Origin of the sequence: Curtobacterium sp. Leaf183 (assembly GCF_001424385.1) — a bacterium.
Classification (GTDB): domain Bacteria; phylum Actinomycetota; class Actinomycetes; order Actinomycetales; family Microbacteriaceae; genus Curtobacterium.
The window spans coordinates 602,146-616,932 of sequence record NZ_LMPO01000008.1 but is presented as its reverse complement, the minus strand read 5'-3'; the positions used below and the strand labels follow the sequence as shown (position 1 = coordinate 616,932).

Genomic DNA, 14,787 nt, shown 5'->3' with positions numbered 1-14,787 from the left:
CAGGATTTCATCGATGAAACCCACGATCCCCTCCCTCGGGCCAGCGGCGGTCAACGAAGACACACCCGAAAGAGAGGGCGCATGATGCGTCGCACACACAAGATCTTGGCGGCGACGATCGCCACGATTGCCGCCGTCGCGAGTCTCGCTGGCTGTACGCCGTCATCGGCTCCAGCCGCAGGTGGCGAGAGCAGTGGGACGAAGACCCTCACGGTCTGGCACTACTACTCGGTCCCAGGGCAGACGAAGGGGCTCGACTCCCTCGGTCAGGACTTCGAGGCCAAGCACGACGGTGTCACGGTGAAGAACGTGTACGTGCCGTTCGACCAGCTCACCAACAAGCTGGTGCAGGCCGCGGGGACCAAGAGCGGTCCGGACGTCGTCGTGTACAACGCAGCGGACACGTACACGCTCGATAAGGCCGGCGCGATCGCACCGATGGACTCCTGGTGGAATGACTTCGCGGACAAGGACCAGTTCCCGGACTCCGTGATCCAGAAGGTCGACGGCAAGACCCTCGGCGTGCAGGGCTTCGTGAACCTCATCGGGCTTTGGTACAACAAGGACATCCTCGACCAGCTCGGCGTCAAGCCGCCGACGACCTTCGCCGAGCTCGAGAAGGACCTGGCGCTCGCGAAGGCGGCCGGCAAGGAAGGCATCACCCTCACGGGGAAGCCGAACTCAGAGGGTGAATGGCAGGCGTTCCCCTGGCTGTCCCGTGCCGGATGGGACTACGCGAAGCCCGAGAAGAAGCCCCTCGAAGACGCGTTCTCGCTGATGCAGGACTGGACAGCGAAGGGCTACCTCACGAAGGAAGCTTCGACCTGGGACCAGACCGTTCCGTTCCAGCAGTTCTCGGCTGGCAACACCGCGTTCGCAGTCAACGGTAACTGGCAGATCGCGTCGGCAAAGCAGTCGGCGAAGTTCAACTACGGAGTCGTGCCGATCCCCGTCGGAGACAAGGGCTCGATCTACCTCGGCGGTGAGGCGCAGAACATCGGCGCCTTCTCGAAGAACAAGGAGCTCGCTCAGCAGTACCTCGAGCAGGAGTTCTTCTCCAAGCAGGGTGAACTCACACTGCTGAAGGCCTTCGGCTCGATCCCCGCACGTGCTGACGTTGCCGAAGCTCCGCAGGTCAAGGACGACCCGATCCTCTCGGTGTTCTCGTCGATCGTTGCGAAGAACGGTCACGCCTCTCCGGACCGGGCCATCCCGTCGAAGAACGTCGCGACCGTGTTGCAGACGGTGGGCGAGTCCTGGAGCGCCGCGATCGCGGGTACCGGCACGCCCGATCAGATCAGCAGCGACCTGCTGAACAAGCTCGAGCCGCTGCTCAAGCAGTAGCAGGACTGGAGAAACCACCGTGGGAGCATCATCTCTCCGCACTGACCGCCCTGAACGGTCCGCCAGCGAGCGGGTGCCCCCACGGCGGCGGGGGCTGCGAGGGCGAAGCCGGCTCGCCTTCGCAGCCCCTGGGATCGCGGTCCTTGCCGTCTTCTCGATCTACCCGATCTACCTCCTGCTCAAGATGAGCGTCAGCGAGGTCAGCACCGGGACCTTGAACCAGGCATGGCCCTTCGTCGGCTTGCAGAACTACGCATCGCTGTTTCAGGGGCCGAGCGTCGCACCGGCAGCGCTCGACACGGCACTGTTCGTCGCGATCGTCACGCTCATCGGGATCATCGGTGGACTGGGCGTCGCCATGGTCGTCCGCTCATCCCGGCCTGCGAGCTCGATCCTGCTCGGGATGATGGTGTTCATCTGGGCGCTCCCACCGGTCGTGAACGGCAGCATCTGGAAGTTCCTCCTTGCCGACGACGGACTGGTCAACGGCGTCCTCCGAGGGCTCGGCATCGCTCCGCAAGGATTGCCGTTCCTCTACGACCCCCACCTGGCGCTGCTGTCCGTCGCCGCGGTCAATGCATGGGCTGTCATCCCGTTCAACGCGCTCGTGTTCCGTGCTGCGCTGCTCAACATCGATCCCGAAGTCCTCGAAGCTGCATCCCTCGATGGCACCAGCAAGCTGCAGGAGATCTGGTACGTCCTGATACCGGCCGCACGACCGACCGCAGTCATCCTCGCGATCCTGACGGTGGTCTACGCGTTCCGGAGTTTCGACTTCATCTACGTCATGACGGCGGGCGGACCAGGGACGTCGACCACGACGTTGCCGTTCCTCAGCTACTCGCAGGCCTTCATCGAACACGACTACGGCCTTGGCTCCGCCACGGGTGTCATCGCCCTGGTCATCGTCGCCGTCCTCGCACTCGTCTACGTCCGGTCCGTCCGGCGGGAGAACCAATGACCACCACCGCTCCACGCCACGGCCAGGCCCCGCTCTCGATGGCAGCCGTGGTCACCGCTCCTCGGCATCCGAACCGACGACGGCGCCCTGCCCGTGAACCAGTCGCAGCGACAGTTCGGACCCTGCTGTACGTCGTCTACGGCCTGCCCCTCGTGTGGATCCTGCTGACGTCCTTGAAGCAGCAGGGAGCCGTCCTCGGCGGGAGTCCCTTCGCCCTGTTCACTCCCACACTTGGCGCCTACCGCGACGCGATCGCGAACGCCGGATTGTCGACGGCCTTGCTGCAGTCCGCCCAGATCGCCGTCGGGACCACCGTCCTCGTCGCGCTGCTCGGGGTGCCCCTTGCCTACGCGCTCGCGCGGGTCAACGGCGTCGCAGCGAGCGTGGTGCTGGCGCTGCTCATCTTCCTGCAGATGGTCCCGCAGACGGCGAACATCATCCCGCTCTACACGTTCTTCAGCAGGGTCGGGTTACTCGACACCACAATGAGCCTCGTGCTCGCTAACGGCGCGATGTTGCTTCCGTGGGCCACCTTGCTGCTCCGTCCCTTCTTCGCCGGTGTCCCGGACGCGATCGAAGAGGCCGCGTCGATCGACGGTGCGGGACGCCTGCGGACGTTCATCAGCATCGTGATCCCGATCGTTCGCAACGGCATCGCGACCGTGGCTGCGCTGATCTTCCTCGTCTCGTGGGGCGAGTTCCTCTACGCGATCAACCTCCTCATCTCTCCGGTCAACTACCCGATGAGTGCACTCATCGCACAGCAGACGTCGGGGTACGGCATCAACTGGCCGGGCCTGATGGCTCTGGCCGTGCTCTCGTCGATCCCGCTCCTGGTCGTCTACATCGCCTCGTTCCGTCTCCTCCGCGAAGGTCTCGCGGTCGGGTCCACCAAGTAAGTTCCTCCCTCACCGAAAGGCGGCAATGATGCTGCTCTCGAGATCACGCTCACGACTCACCGCCGGGGTGGTCGCGATCGCGACCGCAGCCGCGGTGGCGGTCCTGGCCCATCCAGGGTCGGCAACCGCCACGACGCAGATCGCGAACACGATCAGCTCCACCAAGCTCGCGGCCGGGTTCGCCAGCGACGGCAGCATCCAGTCGCTGAAGATCCCAGGGGACACGTACGACACCCAGTACGTGATGAATCCCGACACTGCTCCCGAGCAGGCAGCCGAGACGAACGCAAAGTACAAGCAGTGGCTCGGCAACGTCATGTTCAGCTACGCGACCGGGAACGGAACCATCAGCAAGACCGGTGTCGGAACGACGCCGTGGAAGAAGGCCTGGACGACGGAGTCCGCTGATGGTCGCACTGTCAGCGTCAACGGCAACACGGTCACCGTCACCTACAAGAACTCGACCGACGCCGAAGGGGTGAAGGGGTTCACGTTCACCCAGACGTACACGGTCGCTGCCGACGGATCGATCACCTGGAAGCAGAACGTCGAGAACACTTCCGGCCAGCGACTCGTCCTCGGGGACTGGGGACTCCCGATCCCCGCGAACGAACTCTGGAAGGGTGGCGACTCGATCTACGAGACCCGCGTCCTCACCCACTCCTACGTGGGGAAGAACGGCTCGTACCTGACCTTGCAGCGCCCCAGCGGTCAAGGCCCCGGGATCATGATCACTGCTGACACGGGCACCGGTTCCGGTTTCGAGTACCAGGACCGCTGGCGCACCCAGGAAGTCGGCGACACCTCGTGGGCGTGGAACTCGGACAGCGAGAGCTCGAACATCAAGGGCCTGAACGTCTACTACCCGAACTCCACGGCAATCCAGTCGACCAACCGCGGGTACCTCGGATCCACGGCGACAACGCTCGCCGCCGGAGCCAGCAAGACGCTTACGTTCCACATCAGTAAGTTCACCAGTGACAACGACCGTCAAGACGTGCTCTACAACCAGGGGCTGCTCGACACCACCGTCGTCCCGGGCCTCGTCGTGCCGTACGACCAGACCGCGCAGGCCGCGTTCCGGATCAAGGGGACGATCACCTCGGTGACGGCGAAGAACAACAACGACCTCGGCGGCGCCAACCCGACGAACCCGAAGGTGACGTTCTCACGCGCCAACGGTGACTACCGCATCTACTCCATCGCCTTCGACAAGACCCAACTGGGAACCAACCTGGTGACCGTGAACTACACGGACGCGGCGGGGAGATCCCGCTCCAGCGTGCTGCAGTTCTCCGTCACCGACAAGGTCGCGAACGCCCTCAACGCGCATGCGGACTTCATGGTGAAGAACCAGCAGTGGACGACCGCCGACGGCATCACCACCGACGACATCCGGTACGGAACCTACGACGACTGGATGATGAACGCCGCGGACGGCTCGCTGCCGTCGTCGACGAAGGCGCCGGAAGGCAAACGCAACGAGTACGCCGGCTACTACGGCCTCGGAGACGACTGGGGGCTTCCACACGGAGAGTTCCTCGCGGCGAAGAACGCGCTCGACCCCGTCAAGACGCAGGTACAGTCCCTCGACCTCTACCTCGAGAAGGCCGTCTGGGAGCACCTGATGGGCAACACCGCCGACACGACGAAGCCGAGCTACCTCGTCTACGACTTCTGGGAGCAGGGCAAGCCCGGTGCCGCGAACACGACACCCAGCTACCGCGGGTACGCCTACCCGCACATCTACAACACGTTCTTCAGCATGTACCAGATCGCGAAGCAGAACCCCGGCCTGATCAGCTACAGCCACCCGTCGAAGTGGTACCTGACGCAGGCGTACGGGGTGTTCAAGGAGCTCTACGACGGCCCAGTCGCATACAACTGGAACACCGGTCTCATGGGTGAGCTCACCACGCCCGCGCTGATCGATGCGCTGCGCACCGAGGGCATGACCCAGCAGGCCAACGACATCGAAGCGAAGATGGCCGTCAAGTACAAGAACTTCTCGTCGGAGAAGTACCCGTACGGCTCCGAGTACAGCTACGACAACACCGGCGAAGAGGCGGTGTACACACTCGCCAAGCTCAACGTCAACGCCGACAAGGCGAACGCGCTGCGGATGATGCGCGACATCGTGGCGAAGACGCGCGCAGCGCGAGGACAGATGCCCGTCTGGTACTGGTACGCCGACCCCACCACCATCACCGGCGAGAACTGGTGGCAGTTCCAGTACAGCATCGCCCTCGCGGGGTACACGATGGACGACTACATCAACCACACCTCCGCGCTTGAGACCGGCACGGACGCGGTCACTCCGACGGAGCGGGCCGAACTGCAGCGACTGAACTACGCATCGAAGCTCGGCGCGATCGCGAACGTGAACTCCGGACAGATCAGCAACGTGCCGGCGAACATCGGCGCCTCCGCATGGTCCTACCAGTCGGAGAAGGGCAACCTCGGCACCCTCGGAGTCGGCGGGGGCACCAACGTGCAGCTCCTGAACGGCTGGCGGGGCATGACCGGCGAGAGCGACCTCAACCTCTGGGGCGCACTGCAGAACATGAGCGCGGACGTCGTGACCGATGACCCGATCTTCGGGACCATCGGCTACGGCGCCACAGTTTCCTCCGATCAGTCATCGACGACGGTGCAACCCACCGACGGTGTGCAGCGCAAGCTCAACCTGGTCAGCCAGCAGCTCTCCGTCGACCTGAACTCCGACCGCTACACGCAGGCCGTCGTCGGCAAGAACAGCGCCGACCTCCGCCTCGACCTGGCGAACGTCTCCGGGGCAGCACACACCGGTTCGTTCGACGTCACAGGGCTGGCCCAGGGCACGTACTCGGTGCTCGTCAACGGACAAGCGCAACGGAAGATCAACGTGTACACGCCGGCGGCCGCCGCCGGAACGCTCCGCGCCCCCACGAGCGTGACGTACCAGGTTCCGGCAGGGTCCAGCTACACCGTCCGCCTCGTGACGGCCACTCCGGATGCCAACACGGCACCGAAGGTCAACGCCGGCGCGGATCAGACCGGCATCGTCAACGGGCTGGATGACGTGACCCTCAGCGGCTCGGCCACCGACGACGGACTCGGCAACCCGAACGGCACACTCAACTCAACCTGGACGGTGAACACGAAACCCTCCGGAGCCACCGCGACGATCAGTGACCCGAAGAGCCTGCACCCGACGGTGAAGGTCAGCGGAGCGGGCAACTACCTCTTCACCCTCACCGGGTCCGACGGATCGCTGCAGTCCACCGACAGCGTGAAGGTGACCGTCACAGCCCCGGCACCGATGCCCACGAACTGGGTCAACTACACCTTCGCCACGGCAAGTGGGAAGACGGTGCCCGACACGAGTGGGAGCGGCAACAACGCAACGCTGAACGGCACCGCGGCAGTGACCAGCGACGCTGGCACGAGCGCACTCCGACTCGACGGCGCAGACGGCTCCTACCTGCAGCTGCCGAACGACATCGTTTCGCGCGGAACGTCCATGACGATCTCGACGAGACTAAAGGTGGACTCGGTGCAGACGTTCGGCAGGATCTTCGACTTCGGCAGCAACACCACGAAGTACATGTTCCTCACGCCAGCGCTCGGTGACGGTCACGTCGGCTTCGCCATCAGCAACGCGGGCAACGGCGCGGAGACCCAGATCACCAGCGACTACACCATGAAGGCGAACACCTGGACGACGCTGAAGCTGACGTTCAAACCGAATTCTGACGGGACCACGACCGGCACGCTCTACGCGGACGGGACACAGATCGGTCAGAACACGGCCATGAAGGTGGCGCCGAAGGACCTCGGCCGCACCACAGGTGACTACCTGGGCAAGTCCCAGTTCCCGGACCCGTACCTGAAGGGCACGATCGACACCTTCGAGATCCACGGGGACGTCCGCTGAGCCGGTGCGGGCCGGGTTATCGGGATCCGGCCCGCACCTCAGCAGCACCCAGACAACCGCCCGCACGCCAACGTTCCGTCTTCCTCACCGCGAAGGTTCCCATGCCAATCACCAACAGGACCGCACCCAGGAACGGCCCGGTGCTGCCCTCTTCCTCTCTCTTGCGCCCGCTCCCTCTCGGGGCTCTCCGGCTCGCCGGTGGGTACTGGGGAGAATGGCAGGACCGGAACGCGCACACGATCCTGCAGCACTGCGAAGACTGGATGGAGCGAATCGGGTGGATCGGGAACTTCGACGCCGCCGCGGCGGGCGAGCCGTTCACACATTCGGGCATCGAATTCGTCGACTCCGAGGTCTACAAGCTGCTCGAGGCGATGGCTTGGGAACTCGGACGGAGCGCTGACCCGGATCTCGCGAGCCGGTACGAGCGCCTCGTGAGACGAGTGGCTGCTGCCCAGTCCCCGGACGGTTACCTGCACACGAGTTTCGGACGTCCCGGGCAACCTGCTCGGTGGTCGAACTTCGAGTGGGGTCACGAGCTCTACAGCATGGGCCACCTCATTCAGGCTGCCGTGGCGCAAATTCGGACCGCCGGCAGCGGACCCCTCGTCGACGTCGCCGTCCGCGTCGCCGACCATCTCGTTGCGGTGTTCGGTGCCGACGGGCGACAGGCGGTATGTGGGCACCCGGAGATCGAACCGGCCCTCGTCGAACTCGGACGGGCCACCGGCGACCACCGGTACACCGAGCTCGCGCGGTTGTTCGTCGAACGACGTGGGCACGGTCTCCTGAAACCGATCGAGTTCGGGCAGGAGTACTTCCAAGACGAGCTTCCCTTCCGCGAAGCGGACGTGATGCGTGGGCACGCCGTCCGAGCGCTCTACCTCGCGGCGGGCGCCGTCGACGTCGCCGTGGAAACCGGCGATGCCGAGTTGCTACGCGCTGCCGAACTGCAATGGGAGCGCACGGTCGCACGGCGGACCTACCTCACCGGTGCAATGGGCTCGCATCACCAGGACGAATCCTTCGGTGCGGACTTCGAATTGCCGTCGGACCGCGAGTACGGCGAGACCTGCGCGGCGATCGCCTCCAACATGCTGTCGTGGCGCCTGCTGCTCCAGACCGGGGACGCCAAGTACGCAGACCTCATCGAACGCACCCTTTACAACGCGGTGATGGTGGCGCCCCGAGAGGATGGCCGCGCGTTCTTCTACGCGAACACGCTGCACCAACGTGTCGAGGGAACAGTCCCACCTGAGGACGAAGTGAGTGCCAGAGCGCTCGCGAGTCTGCGTGCACCCTGGTTCGAGGTCTCGTGCTGCCCGACGAACCTCGCCCGGACCCTCGCGAGCGTGGAATCAGTCTTCGCAACGATGACCGAGCACGGACTCCAGCTGCACCAGTACGGCGACTACGACATCGACGTCGACCTCCCGGGCGGCGGCACGGCAGGCTTCGAGGTCCGCTCCGGCTGGCCGTTCAACGGCGAAGTGATCGTCACGGCGACCAAGTCGAGTGAGACACCGCTCGAGCTTCGACTCCGAGTGCCGGCCTGGGCCACGACCGCCGAGCTCGACACGCCGGACGGCCACCACCGCGTGGCGGGTGGCACGTCGATCGCCGTCGATCGGATCTTCAACCGGGGAGACAGGGTGACGCTGACGGCACCCAATCGGGCCCGGATCACGCACCCCGATCCGCGCATCGATGCTCTTCGCGGCACCGTCGCCATCGAGCGGGGCCCCCTCGTCTACGCCTTGGAGTCCACGGACCTCGGAAGAGCGATCAACGATGTCGTCCTCCTCGACGAAGTCGCCTTGCAGGACGACGGCCCAGACGACGTCCGGGTCGGGATCGCGGTACGAGAAGCGCAGACCGGATCACCGCTTCCCTACGGAGCCGCAGTCACAGAGACGACGTTCATCGACACAGTGCGGCTCGTCCCCTATTCGACCTGGGGGAATCGAGGTCCATCGACGATGCGGGTGTTCCTCCCCACTGAATGACGCCGCTGGAAGCGGGAGAGGAAGCGCTATGACGCGAACGCCAGCCTTCGTAGGCGACCGATTGCATTCGCGGATGGGTGCACCAGCTGGGCAATCAGAGACCGCCTGTCTTGCCTCGCGGCCGCGGCGACACGGACAGATCAGGTGAAAGCAGATGGCTGAAGCTGGTGCACCCACCATCTACGACGTGGCGACGGTGGCAGGCGTCTCGCACCAGACTGTCTCACGCGTCCTCAACGACCCCACGAGCGTCGCTCCCACCACGAGGCACCGAGTGTTGGCGGTCATCGCCTACCTGGGGTACCAACGAAACGCAGAAGCAGCCCAGCTCGGCCGAAGAGCAAAGAAACCGACTTGAAACACCGCCGGTGGTCCGGCCTCCGCTCCCTGCAGGAGCGGAGAAGTCGGGCGCTGGCGACACCAACGCGGACCCCACCCACCGGCACCTCCGCCCAGAGTGGGTGTGCGGGACAATCAACAGGTCGGCACAGATTGGGAGCACCGTGAGCGAACCGTCCCTGAAGAGCATCCATCGCGAACTGTTCGTCTGGCTCGCCGCCCGTCCGGACGCCATGGAGGTGCACTACCAGGAGAGCACGATCGTTCTGACGCCCACACCGAGAACGAAGGCCGACGGCTCTCCGTGGCAGAAGGTGGTACGAGTACAAGTCCTCGAGTCCGAACTCGCAGCAGCGTGGCCGTATTTGCAGCGCGCGGCAGTCGCCCTTACCTCCAACACGACAGACGACCTCCCGGAGCTGGCTGCCTTCAGCTTGCTGGCCATTCACCTCGACCACGCGGTGAATTCGACGCAAGAACCCGGACCGGGAGGGTATTCCTACCGAGACAGCGGATTCGTCGCCATTTGACGACCCCGAGTGCGCTGCCGAACAGCACCTGAACGGGCGTGCGTCCGTTGCTTGCGCGGGCCGCACCGATGGGCTGGCCGAGCAGATCCAGAAACTCGCTGACCTCCGAACCGCTGGAGTGCTCTCTGACGACGAGTTCGCCAGCGCAAAGACTCGCTTGATCGGCCAGTGATGAGCAGCCGCTGGCGCCCTGCGTTGCGAGCGGAAGAGAAACAGTTGATCGTGAGCAAGGAGACAGTCGTTGAACGACGAACACGTGCGGTACGAAACGAAGACCGTGAACGCCATTCGCGGTCTTGAAGGGAAGACGCGAACGAAGATGGAAAAGGACGGGTGGGAACTCGTCCAGCAGAACCAGGGAGCGCTCCGGTCAAGTCTCGTCTTCCGCCGGCCGAAGAAGCCGCTTCCGAAGAAGACGCTCATCATCGGCGGTTCCGTAGCTGCTATAGCAGTCATCGGGATCATCATCGGAGCGATTACCGAGGGTGATCCTGCGCCTGTCGAGACGGCAACCGCGGTCGCGAGGCCGGAAGCCTCCGCAAGAGCAACCACCTCTGCCGTGCCGACACCGTCGGCCACTGCAACTGCAGGGGCTGCAGCCGCCTCCGCCTCGGCTAATGGCCCAGCTGTGACTGACGCCGAGGTGCTTCAAGTCTTCAACGACTACTTCGCCGAGCGTTCTTCCAAGGGCGTCGTCCTCGCCAAAGCCGTCTCCCAAGTGCGCTTCGAAGGCGGAATTGTGCAGGTGACCTTCGACCCTGCCAAGGCCGGCATCACGAGGGACCAGTTCGACTACTTCAACCCGTTCCCGAACCTCGCGAGCTTCGTAGCCAGCCCGATCGCCTTCAACGACGCGGTCGGCAATCGAATCAGGCCGTCCGTGCAGTCGATCGCCACAGTGGCTTCAGACGGAGCACCTCTCGGGCACTTCACCCACGACCAGATCCTCGCGCTCAACGAGCTCGACCGCTGAGGCTACGAGCGTTGACAGGGGTCGCGGCGGCTGCACAACTTGCAGCGCTCATCTCCATCGTCGTCACAGTCGGGCTCTTCACGTACACGCAAGTGACGACGATGCGCGCCGGCCGGTCGCAGGCGCGGGAGGCGGCCGTGCTCGAAGTACTCGACGCACTCGACCGAATCACAAGGCGCCGCACCTGGCCGACTGTGGCGAGGCTCTGGCACAAGCCAGAGTTGGACTACGCGCTCCTCGTCCCACGACTCCTCGTTGGACTGTCCAAACACGACAGGGCGATCGCCACATGGCTGGCCACCCAGGTGAACCTGATGAACGCCGCGTCCACCCAGAATCAGGTCTTCAAGGTCGCCCTCGAGGCGAGCAGCCGCATCGCGAACTGGCACATCGGCGAAGTGCCAACGTCGTGGTTCGAAAACGCGGTCCGCGCACACTCACCGCGCAAGCCACGCGGGAACCTCAGAGTGCTCATGACCAGCATCGCGGCCGCAGCCGGGCTGATAGCGACTGGCCTCACTGCCAGCGCGGTCGCGGGAGTCGGAGCCGGACTGGCGCAGCTCCGCGTTCGAAAGGCGGCCGACAACGGCTGACGTCGCGGTGCCATGGAACAGAATCCCGATACCCGTGGAACGCCCGTCACGACTGGCATCGGCGATCCGCGCAAGCACTGGCATCCGCGAATAGACCGAACACCTCGCCGGGGGCTCGACGGCATCAGTCGCCGTTAGGCTCACGACGTGCGCCGAGTCCACGCGATTGTCGTCCCCGCCCTCGCCGGAGTGCTCATCGCCCTCACCGGTTGCTCGGCCACGTCGGTGGACAGCGGGACGCTCGCCGACTGGCAGCAACAGCAGGACCGGGTGGCCGAGGCGAACCCCGGCGTCCTCGGTGTGCTCGTCTCGAACATCGACGCCGGCGAACAGGCGCCGCAGGAAGTGGAACCGGGCGTCCGACTGCAGTTCCCAGCATCCCAACCCGTCGACCATCTGGAGTTCTCCTGCTTCGGCAACGGGCAGATGCGCGCCGTGATCCGCACCGCGACCGACACCGGAAGCCGAGACACCACAGTCGGTGCGATGCGCTGCCGCGACAGCCCGCACCGCATCGCGGTTCCCGACGGGCCACCCGCCGCCATCGACAGCGTTGCCTGCAGCGCCTTCGACAGCGACAGGACCAGCACCTGGCGCCTCGTCGTCGTCGGACAGGCGCAACCATCCGGCTGAGCCCGCGTCGGCGTCAGCGTGTCCTGATCGTCATCCGGTCCAGACGGAACGCGCCGTCCTGCACGAACAGACCGACCCGTCCGTCCGCGCGGTCGTACAGGCGCGTGCTCAGCGCGACGGCCCCGTCGACGACAGCCACACAGATGTCGCCGTCGAGGTGCACGACGATCCGGTGTCGGCCCGGTGCGAGGTCGACCGGGCGTTCGAGTTCGACCGCGTGCGGCACGTCGCCGAGGACCTGCCACTGCTCGGTCCCGGTGGTGCCGCGCGGCCATCGATCGAGCACGAGGCGGTTGCGAGCGGGTTCGAGACGGAGTGCGTAGCCGTGCTCGCCGTCGTCGGTCGTCCGCAGCAGGATGCCGAAGGCCCCCGTGTCCGGTGCGAGGTCGACGTCCACGGTGACCAGCGCCTCGGACGGGAGCTCTGGTCCGATCCAGGACGCGTACCGGGTCACCGCTCCGGTCCCGACCGCCTGAGCCGCGCCGTTGCGCGGCTCGAGCTGCTCCGTGACGTCGGTCGTGTGCGCGTACGCCGCCTGCAGGGTGTGGGGGAGGTCGAACCGCAACGAGCCGTCCGGACGCTGGTGGGCCTCCAGGGTCGCCATCGTCCCTGCCCACTGCCAGGGGCCGGCGTCACGCCGTCCGTCCTTCGAGGCGATCCAGCCGACGAAGTACCGAGCGCCGTCGAGGGCCACCGTCTTCGCCGCGTAGAACGCGCGGCCGTCGACCGTGTCGTCGGCCGGCGCGGTCCACGGGCCGTCCGGGGACGTCGCGATGCGGTAGCGCGTGCAGAACGCGTCGGAGAACTCGGAGTACACCAGGTACCACCAGTCACCCCACTGGAACACGTCCGGGCATTCCTGGGTGATGAAGCGGTGTGGCTCCCACAGCGGTTCGGCGTCTCGCCAGGTCACGAGGTCGTCGGACTCGAGTCGGGCGACGAGTCCGGACCGGCGGTACGGCTCGTCTGGTCGGCGCGTGGCCAGCAGCATCTGCCACGGCCGATCCGCATGTGGGCGGAACACGAACGGGTCCCGCCAGTCCTCGGGGGAGTAGCCGGCGAGCGCGGGGAGGTCCCACTCGGGGTGCTTGGTCCACGCGGTCAGGTCGCCGTCGGAGGTGGCGTGGCAGACGACCTGGGCATCCTTCGCGTCGTCATCGGTGCTGGTCCGGATGCGGGGGTTGTGGCCCGTGGAGAACAGGTGCAGCGTGCCGTCGTCCCCGCGGACGACGCTGCCGGTGTAGCAGTCGTGGTCGCTGGCGTCCGGGCCGCCGGAGGGCAGCACGACGCCCTGGTCGTCGAAGGTCACGAAGTCGGTCGTCGTGACGGCCGCCCAGGGCATGCCGGTCGCACGTTCGAGCGGCGGAGCGTCTGGCCGTTCGTCGAGCAGGTAGAACAGCCATGCAGTCCCGTCGTGCTCGTACGGGATGACGTCACCGACGAATCCGTTCGGCGGCTGGAAGTGCGTGCTGGGTGGGGGAGTCACTCGGGTTCCTTCGGGTCAGCGGGTCGCGGCGCTGCGAGCGAGCTCCGGGGGACGTACTCGCAGGGCACGAGGTGCCGGCCGGGCTGTTCGCCCGCTGCCAGCAGCAGGGTCCCGGCTTCGAACCCCATCTGCTGATGCGGCAGTGCGACGGTGGTCAGCGGTGGGTGCATCTGGTCCGCGAGGTCGGGCTGGTCGTCGAACCCGACGATGCTGACGTCTTCCGGGCAGCGCAGACCGAGCGACTGCGCCGCCATCAGGGCCCCGACGGCCATGCGGTCGTTGCCGCAGATCACGGCGGACGGTCGGTTCCCGGTCAACACCTCGATCGCCAGGTCGAAGCCGGAGCCGACCTGGAAGGTGCCGAAGTGCACGCGGATGGCCTCCGGGTCGACGCCGGCTTCCGTCGCGGCTTCGTCGAGCCCGCGTTTCCGCTCCCGACAGGCGTAGTCGTCTTCCGGGCCGCCGAGGAACGCCACGTCCGTGTGGCCCGCGGCGAAGACGGCTTCCGCGACGTCGTGGCCGCCCTGGAACTCGTCGGCCAGCACGGTGACGGCCGGCGCGTCGCCCTGGGGGAAGCAGTTGACGAAGACCGTCGGAACGGCGTCGAGCCCGTCGACCGGAGTGACGTACTCGGGGCCGGGCGCCGCGTAGACCAGGCCGGCGACCCCCTGCTGGACGAGGTTCTCCACCGCCGCCTTGCCACCGTCGGTCGTCTGCGCCGTCTCCACCACGAAGCAGACGTACCCGGCCTCCTGGACGGCCTGCTGCACGCCCAGCACGATGTGCCCGGCGTAGGGCTGCGAGACCAGCCGGTCGGCGATCACGCCGACCGTGTACGACCGGTTCGATCGCAGGGACTGTGCGGCGCGGTTGGGTCGGAAGTTCAGCGCCTTCGCGGACTCCAGCACGCGTGCGCGTGTCTCGGCTGCGATCGAGACGTCGCGGCGGTCGTTCAGCACGAACGACACCGTCGGCTGCGACACCCCGGCGTGGCGCGCGACGTCCTTCATGGTGACGCGCTGTGACTGCGTCGTGCTGTTGCGGCTCGCCATCGACCCTCCTTCGTCCGTCTCATCATGCCAGAAGCAAATACGTATTGCGTCTGTT

General features: G+C 65.9%; 13 protein-coding genes. 11 read left to right on the top strand and 2 right to left on the bottom strand.

Annotated features, from left to right (window positions below):
* Nucleotides 1–81: 81 nt before the first annotated feature.
* The 11 genes from ASG04_RS09265 (at nucleotide 82) to ASG04_RS09225 (ending at nucleotide 12,194) form a co-directional block, all read left to right on the top strand.
* Nucleotides 82–1,344: an extracellular solute-binding protein gene (locus ASG04_RS09265; protein WP_056122848.1), complete on the top strand. Its 1,263-nt coding sequence runs from the start codon at nucleotides 82–84 to the stop codon at nucleotides 1,342–1,344.
* A gap of 184 nt (nucleotides 1,345–1,528) precedes the next feature.
* On the top strand, nucleotides 1,529–2,305 hold the full coding sequence (locus ASG04_RS09260) for a carbohydrate ABC transporter permease (protein WP_056122845.1): 777 nt from the start codon (nucleotides 1,529–1,531) through the stop codon (nucleotides 2,303–2,305).
* The gene (locus tag ASG04_RS09255; RefSeq protein ID WP_082517922.1) at nucleotides 2,302–3,204 is read left to right on the top strand and encodes a carbohydrate ABC transporter permease; all 903 of its coding nucleotides are present in this window, start codon (nucleotides 2,302–2,304) and stop codon (nucleotides 3,202–3,204) included. The genes ASG04_RS09260 and ASG04_RS09255 overlap by 4 nt, the downstream gene beginning before the upstream one ends.
* 28 nt (nucleotides 3,205–3,232) lie before the next feature.
* Complete coding sequence (locus ASG04_RS09250) at nucleotides 3,233–7,120, top strand: DUF5695 domain-containing protein (protein ID WP_156463594.1); 3,888 nt, start codon at nucleotides 3,233–3,235, stop codon at nucleotides 7,118–7,120.
* 101 nt (nucleotides 7,121–7,221) lie between these two features.
* Nucleotides 7,222–9,126, top strand: coding sequence for a glycoside hydrolase family 127 protein (locus ASG04_RS09245; protein ID WP_056122836.1), 1,905 nt, complete (start codon nucleotides 7,222–7,224; stop codon nucleotides 9,124–9,126).
* 154 nt (nucleotides 9,127–9,280) lie between these two features.
* Nucleotides 9,281–9,484, top strand: coding sequence for a LacI family DNA-binding transcriptional regulator (locus tag ASG04_RS17090; RefSeq protein WP_082517921.1), 204 nt, complete (start codon nucleotides 9,281–9,283; stop codon nucleotides 9,482–9,484).
* A gap of 145 nt (nucleotides 9,485–9,629) precedes the next feature.
* A complete protein-coding gene (locus ASG04_RS09240) occupies nucleotides 9,630–9,995 on the top strand; it encodes a hypothetical protein (protein ID WP_056122834.1) in 366 nt (121 codons plus the stop codon).
* Nucleotides 9,931–10,167 (top strand): SHOCT domain-containing protein, encoded by a 237-nt coding sequence (locus tag ASG04_RS18080; RefSeq protein WP_156463635.1) that lies wholly within the window; start codon nucleotides 9,931–9,933, stop codon nucleotides 10,165–10,167. The genes ASG04_RS09240 and ASG04_RS18080 overlap by 65 nt, the downstream gene beginning before the upstream one ends.
* A 69-nt stretch (nucleotides 10,168–10,236) precedes the next feature.
* Nucleotides 10,237–10,968: a hypothetical protein gene (locus ASG04_RS17385; protein ID WP_156463593.1), complete on the top strand. Its 732-nt coding sequence runs from the start codon at nucleotides 10,237–10,239 to the stop codon at nucleotides 10,966–10,968.
* 11 nt (nucleotides 10,969–10,979) lie between these two features.
* Nucleotides 10,980–11,561: a hypothetical protein gene (locus tag ASG04_RS09230; RefSeq protein WP_056122825.1), complete on the top strand. Its 582-nt coding sequence runs from the start codon at nucleotides 10,980–10,982 to the stop codon at nucleotides 11,559–11,561.
* Nucleotides 11,562–11,831: 270 nt separating this feature from the next.
* On the top strand, nucleotides 11,832–12,194 hold the full coding sequence (locus ASG04_RS09225) for a hypothetical protein (protein ID WP_156463592.1): 363 nt from the start codon (nucleotides 11,832–11,834) through the stop codon (nucleotides 12,192–12,194).
* A 13-nt stretch (nucleotides 12,195–12,207) separates the two neighbouring features.
* Here ASG04_RS09225 and ASG04_RS09220 read toward each other — a convergent pair whose 3' ends face one another.
* A complete protein-coding gene (locus ASG04_RS09220; protein WP_056122819.1) occupies nucleotides 12,208–13,680 on the bottom strand; it encodes a glycoside hydrolase family 32 protein in 1,473 nt (490 codons plus the stop codon).
* A complete protein-coding gene (locus ASG04_RS09215) occupies nucleotides 13,677–14,732 on the bottom strand; it encodes a LacI family DNA-binding transcriptional regulator (RefSeq protein WP_056122816.1) in 1,056 nt (351 codons plus the stop codon). Before ASG04_RS09215 ends, ASG04_RS09220 begins: the two co-directional genes overlap by 4 nt.
* Between the last annotated feature and the right edge of the window lie 55 nt (nucleotides 14,733–14,787).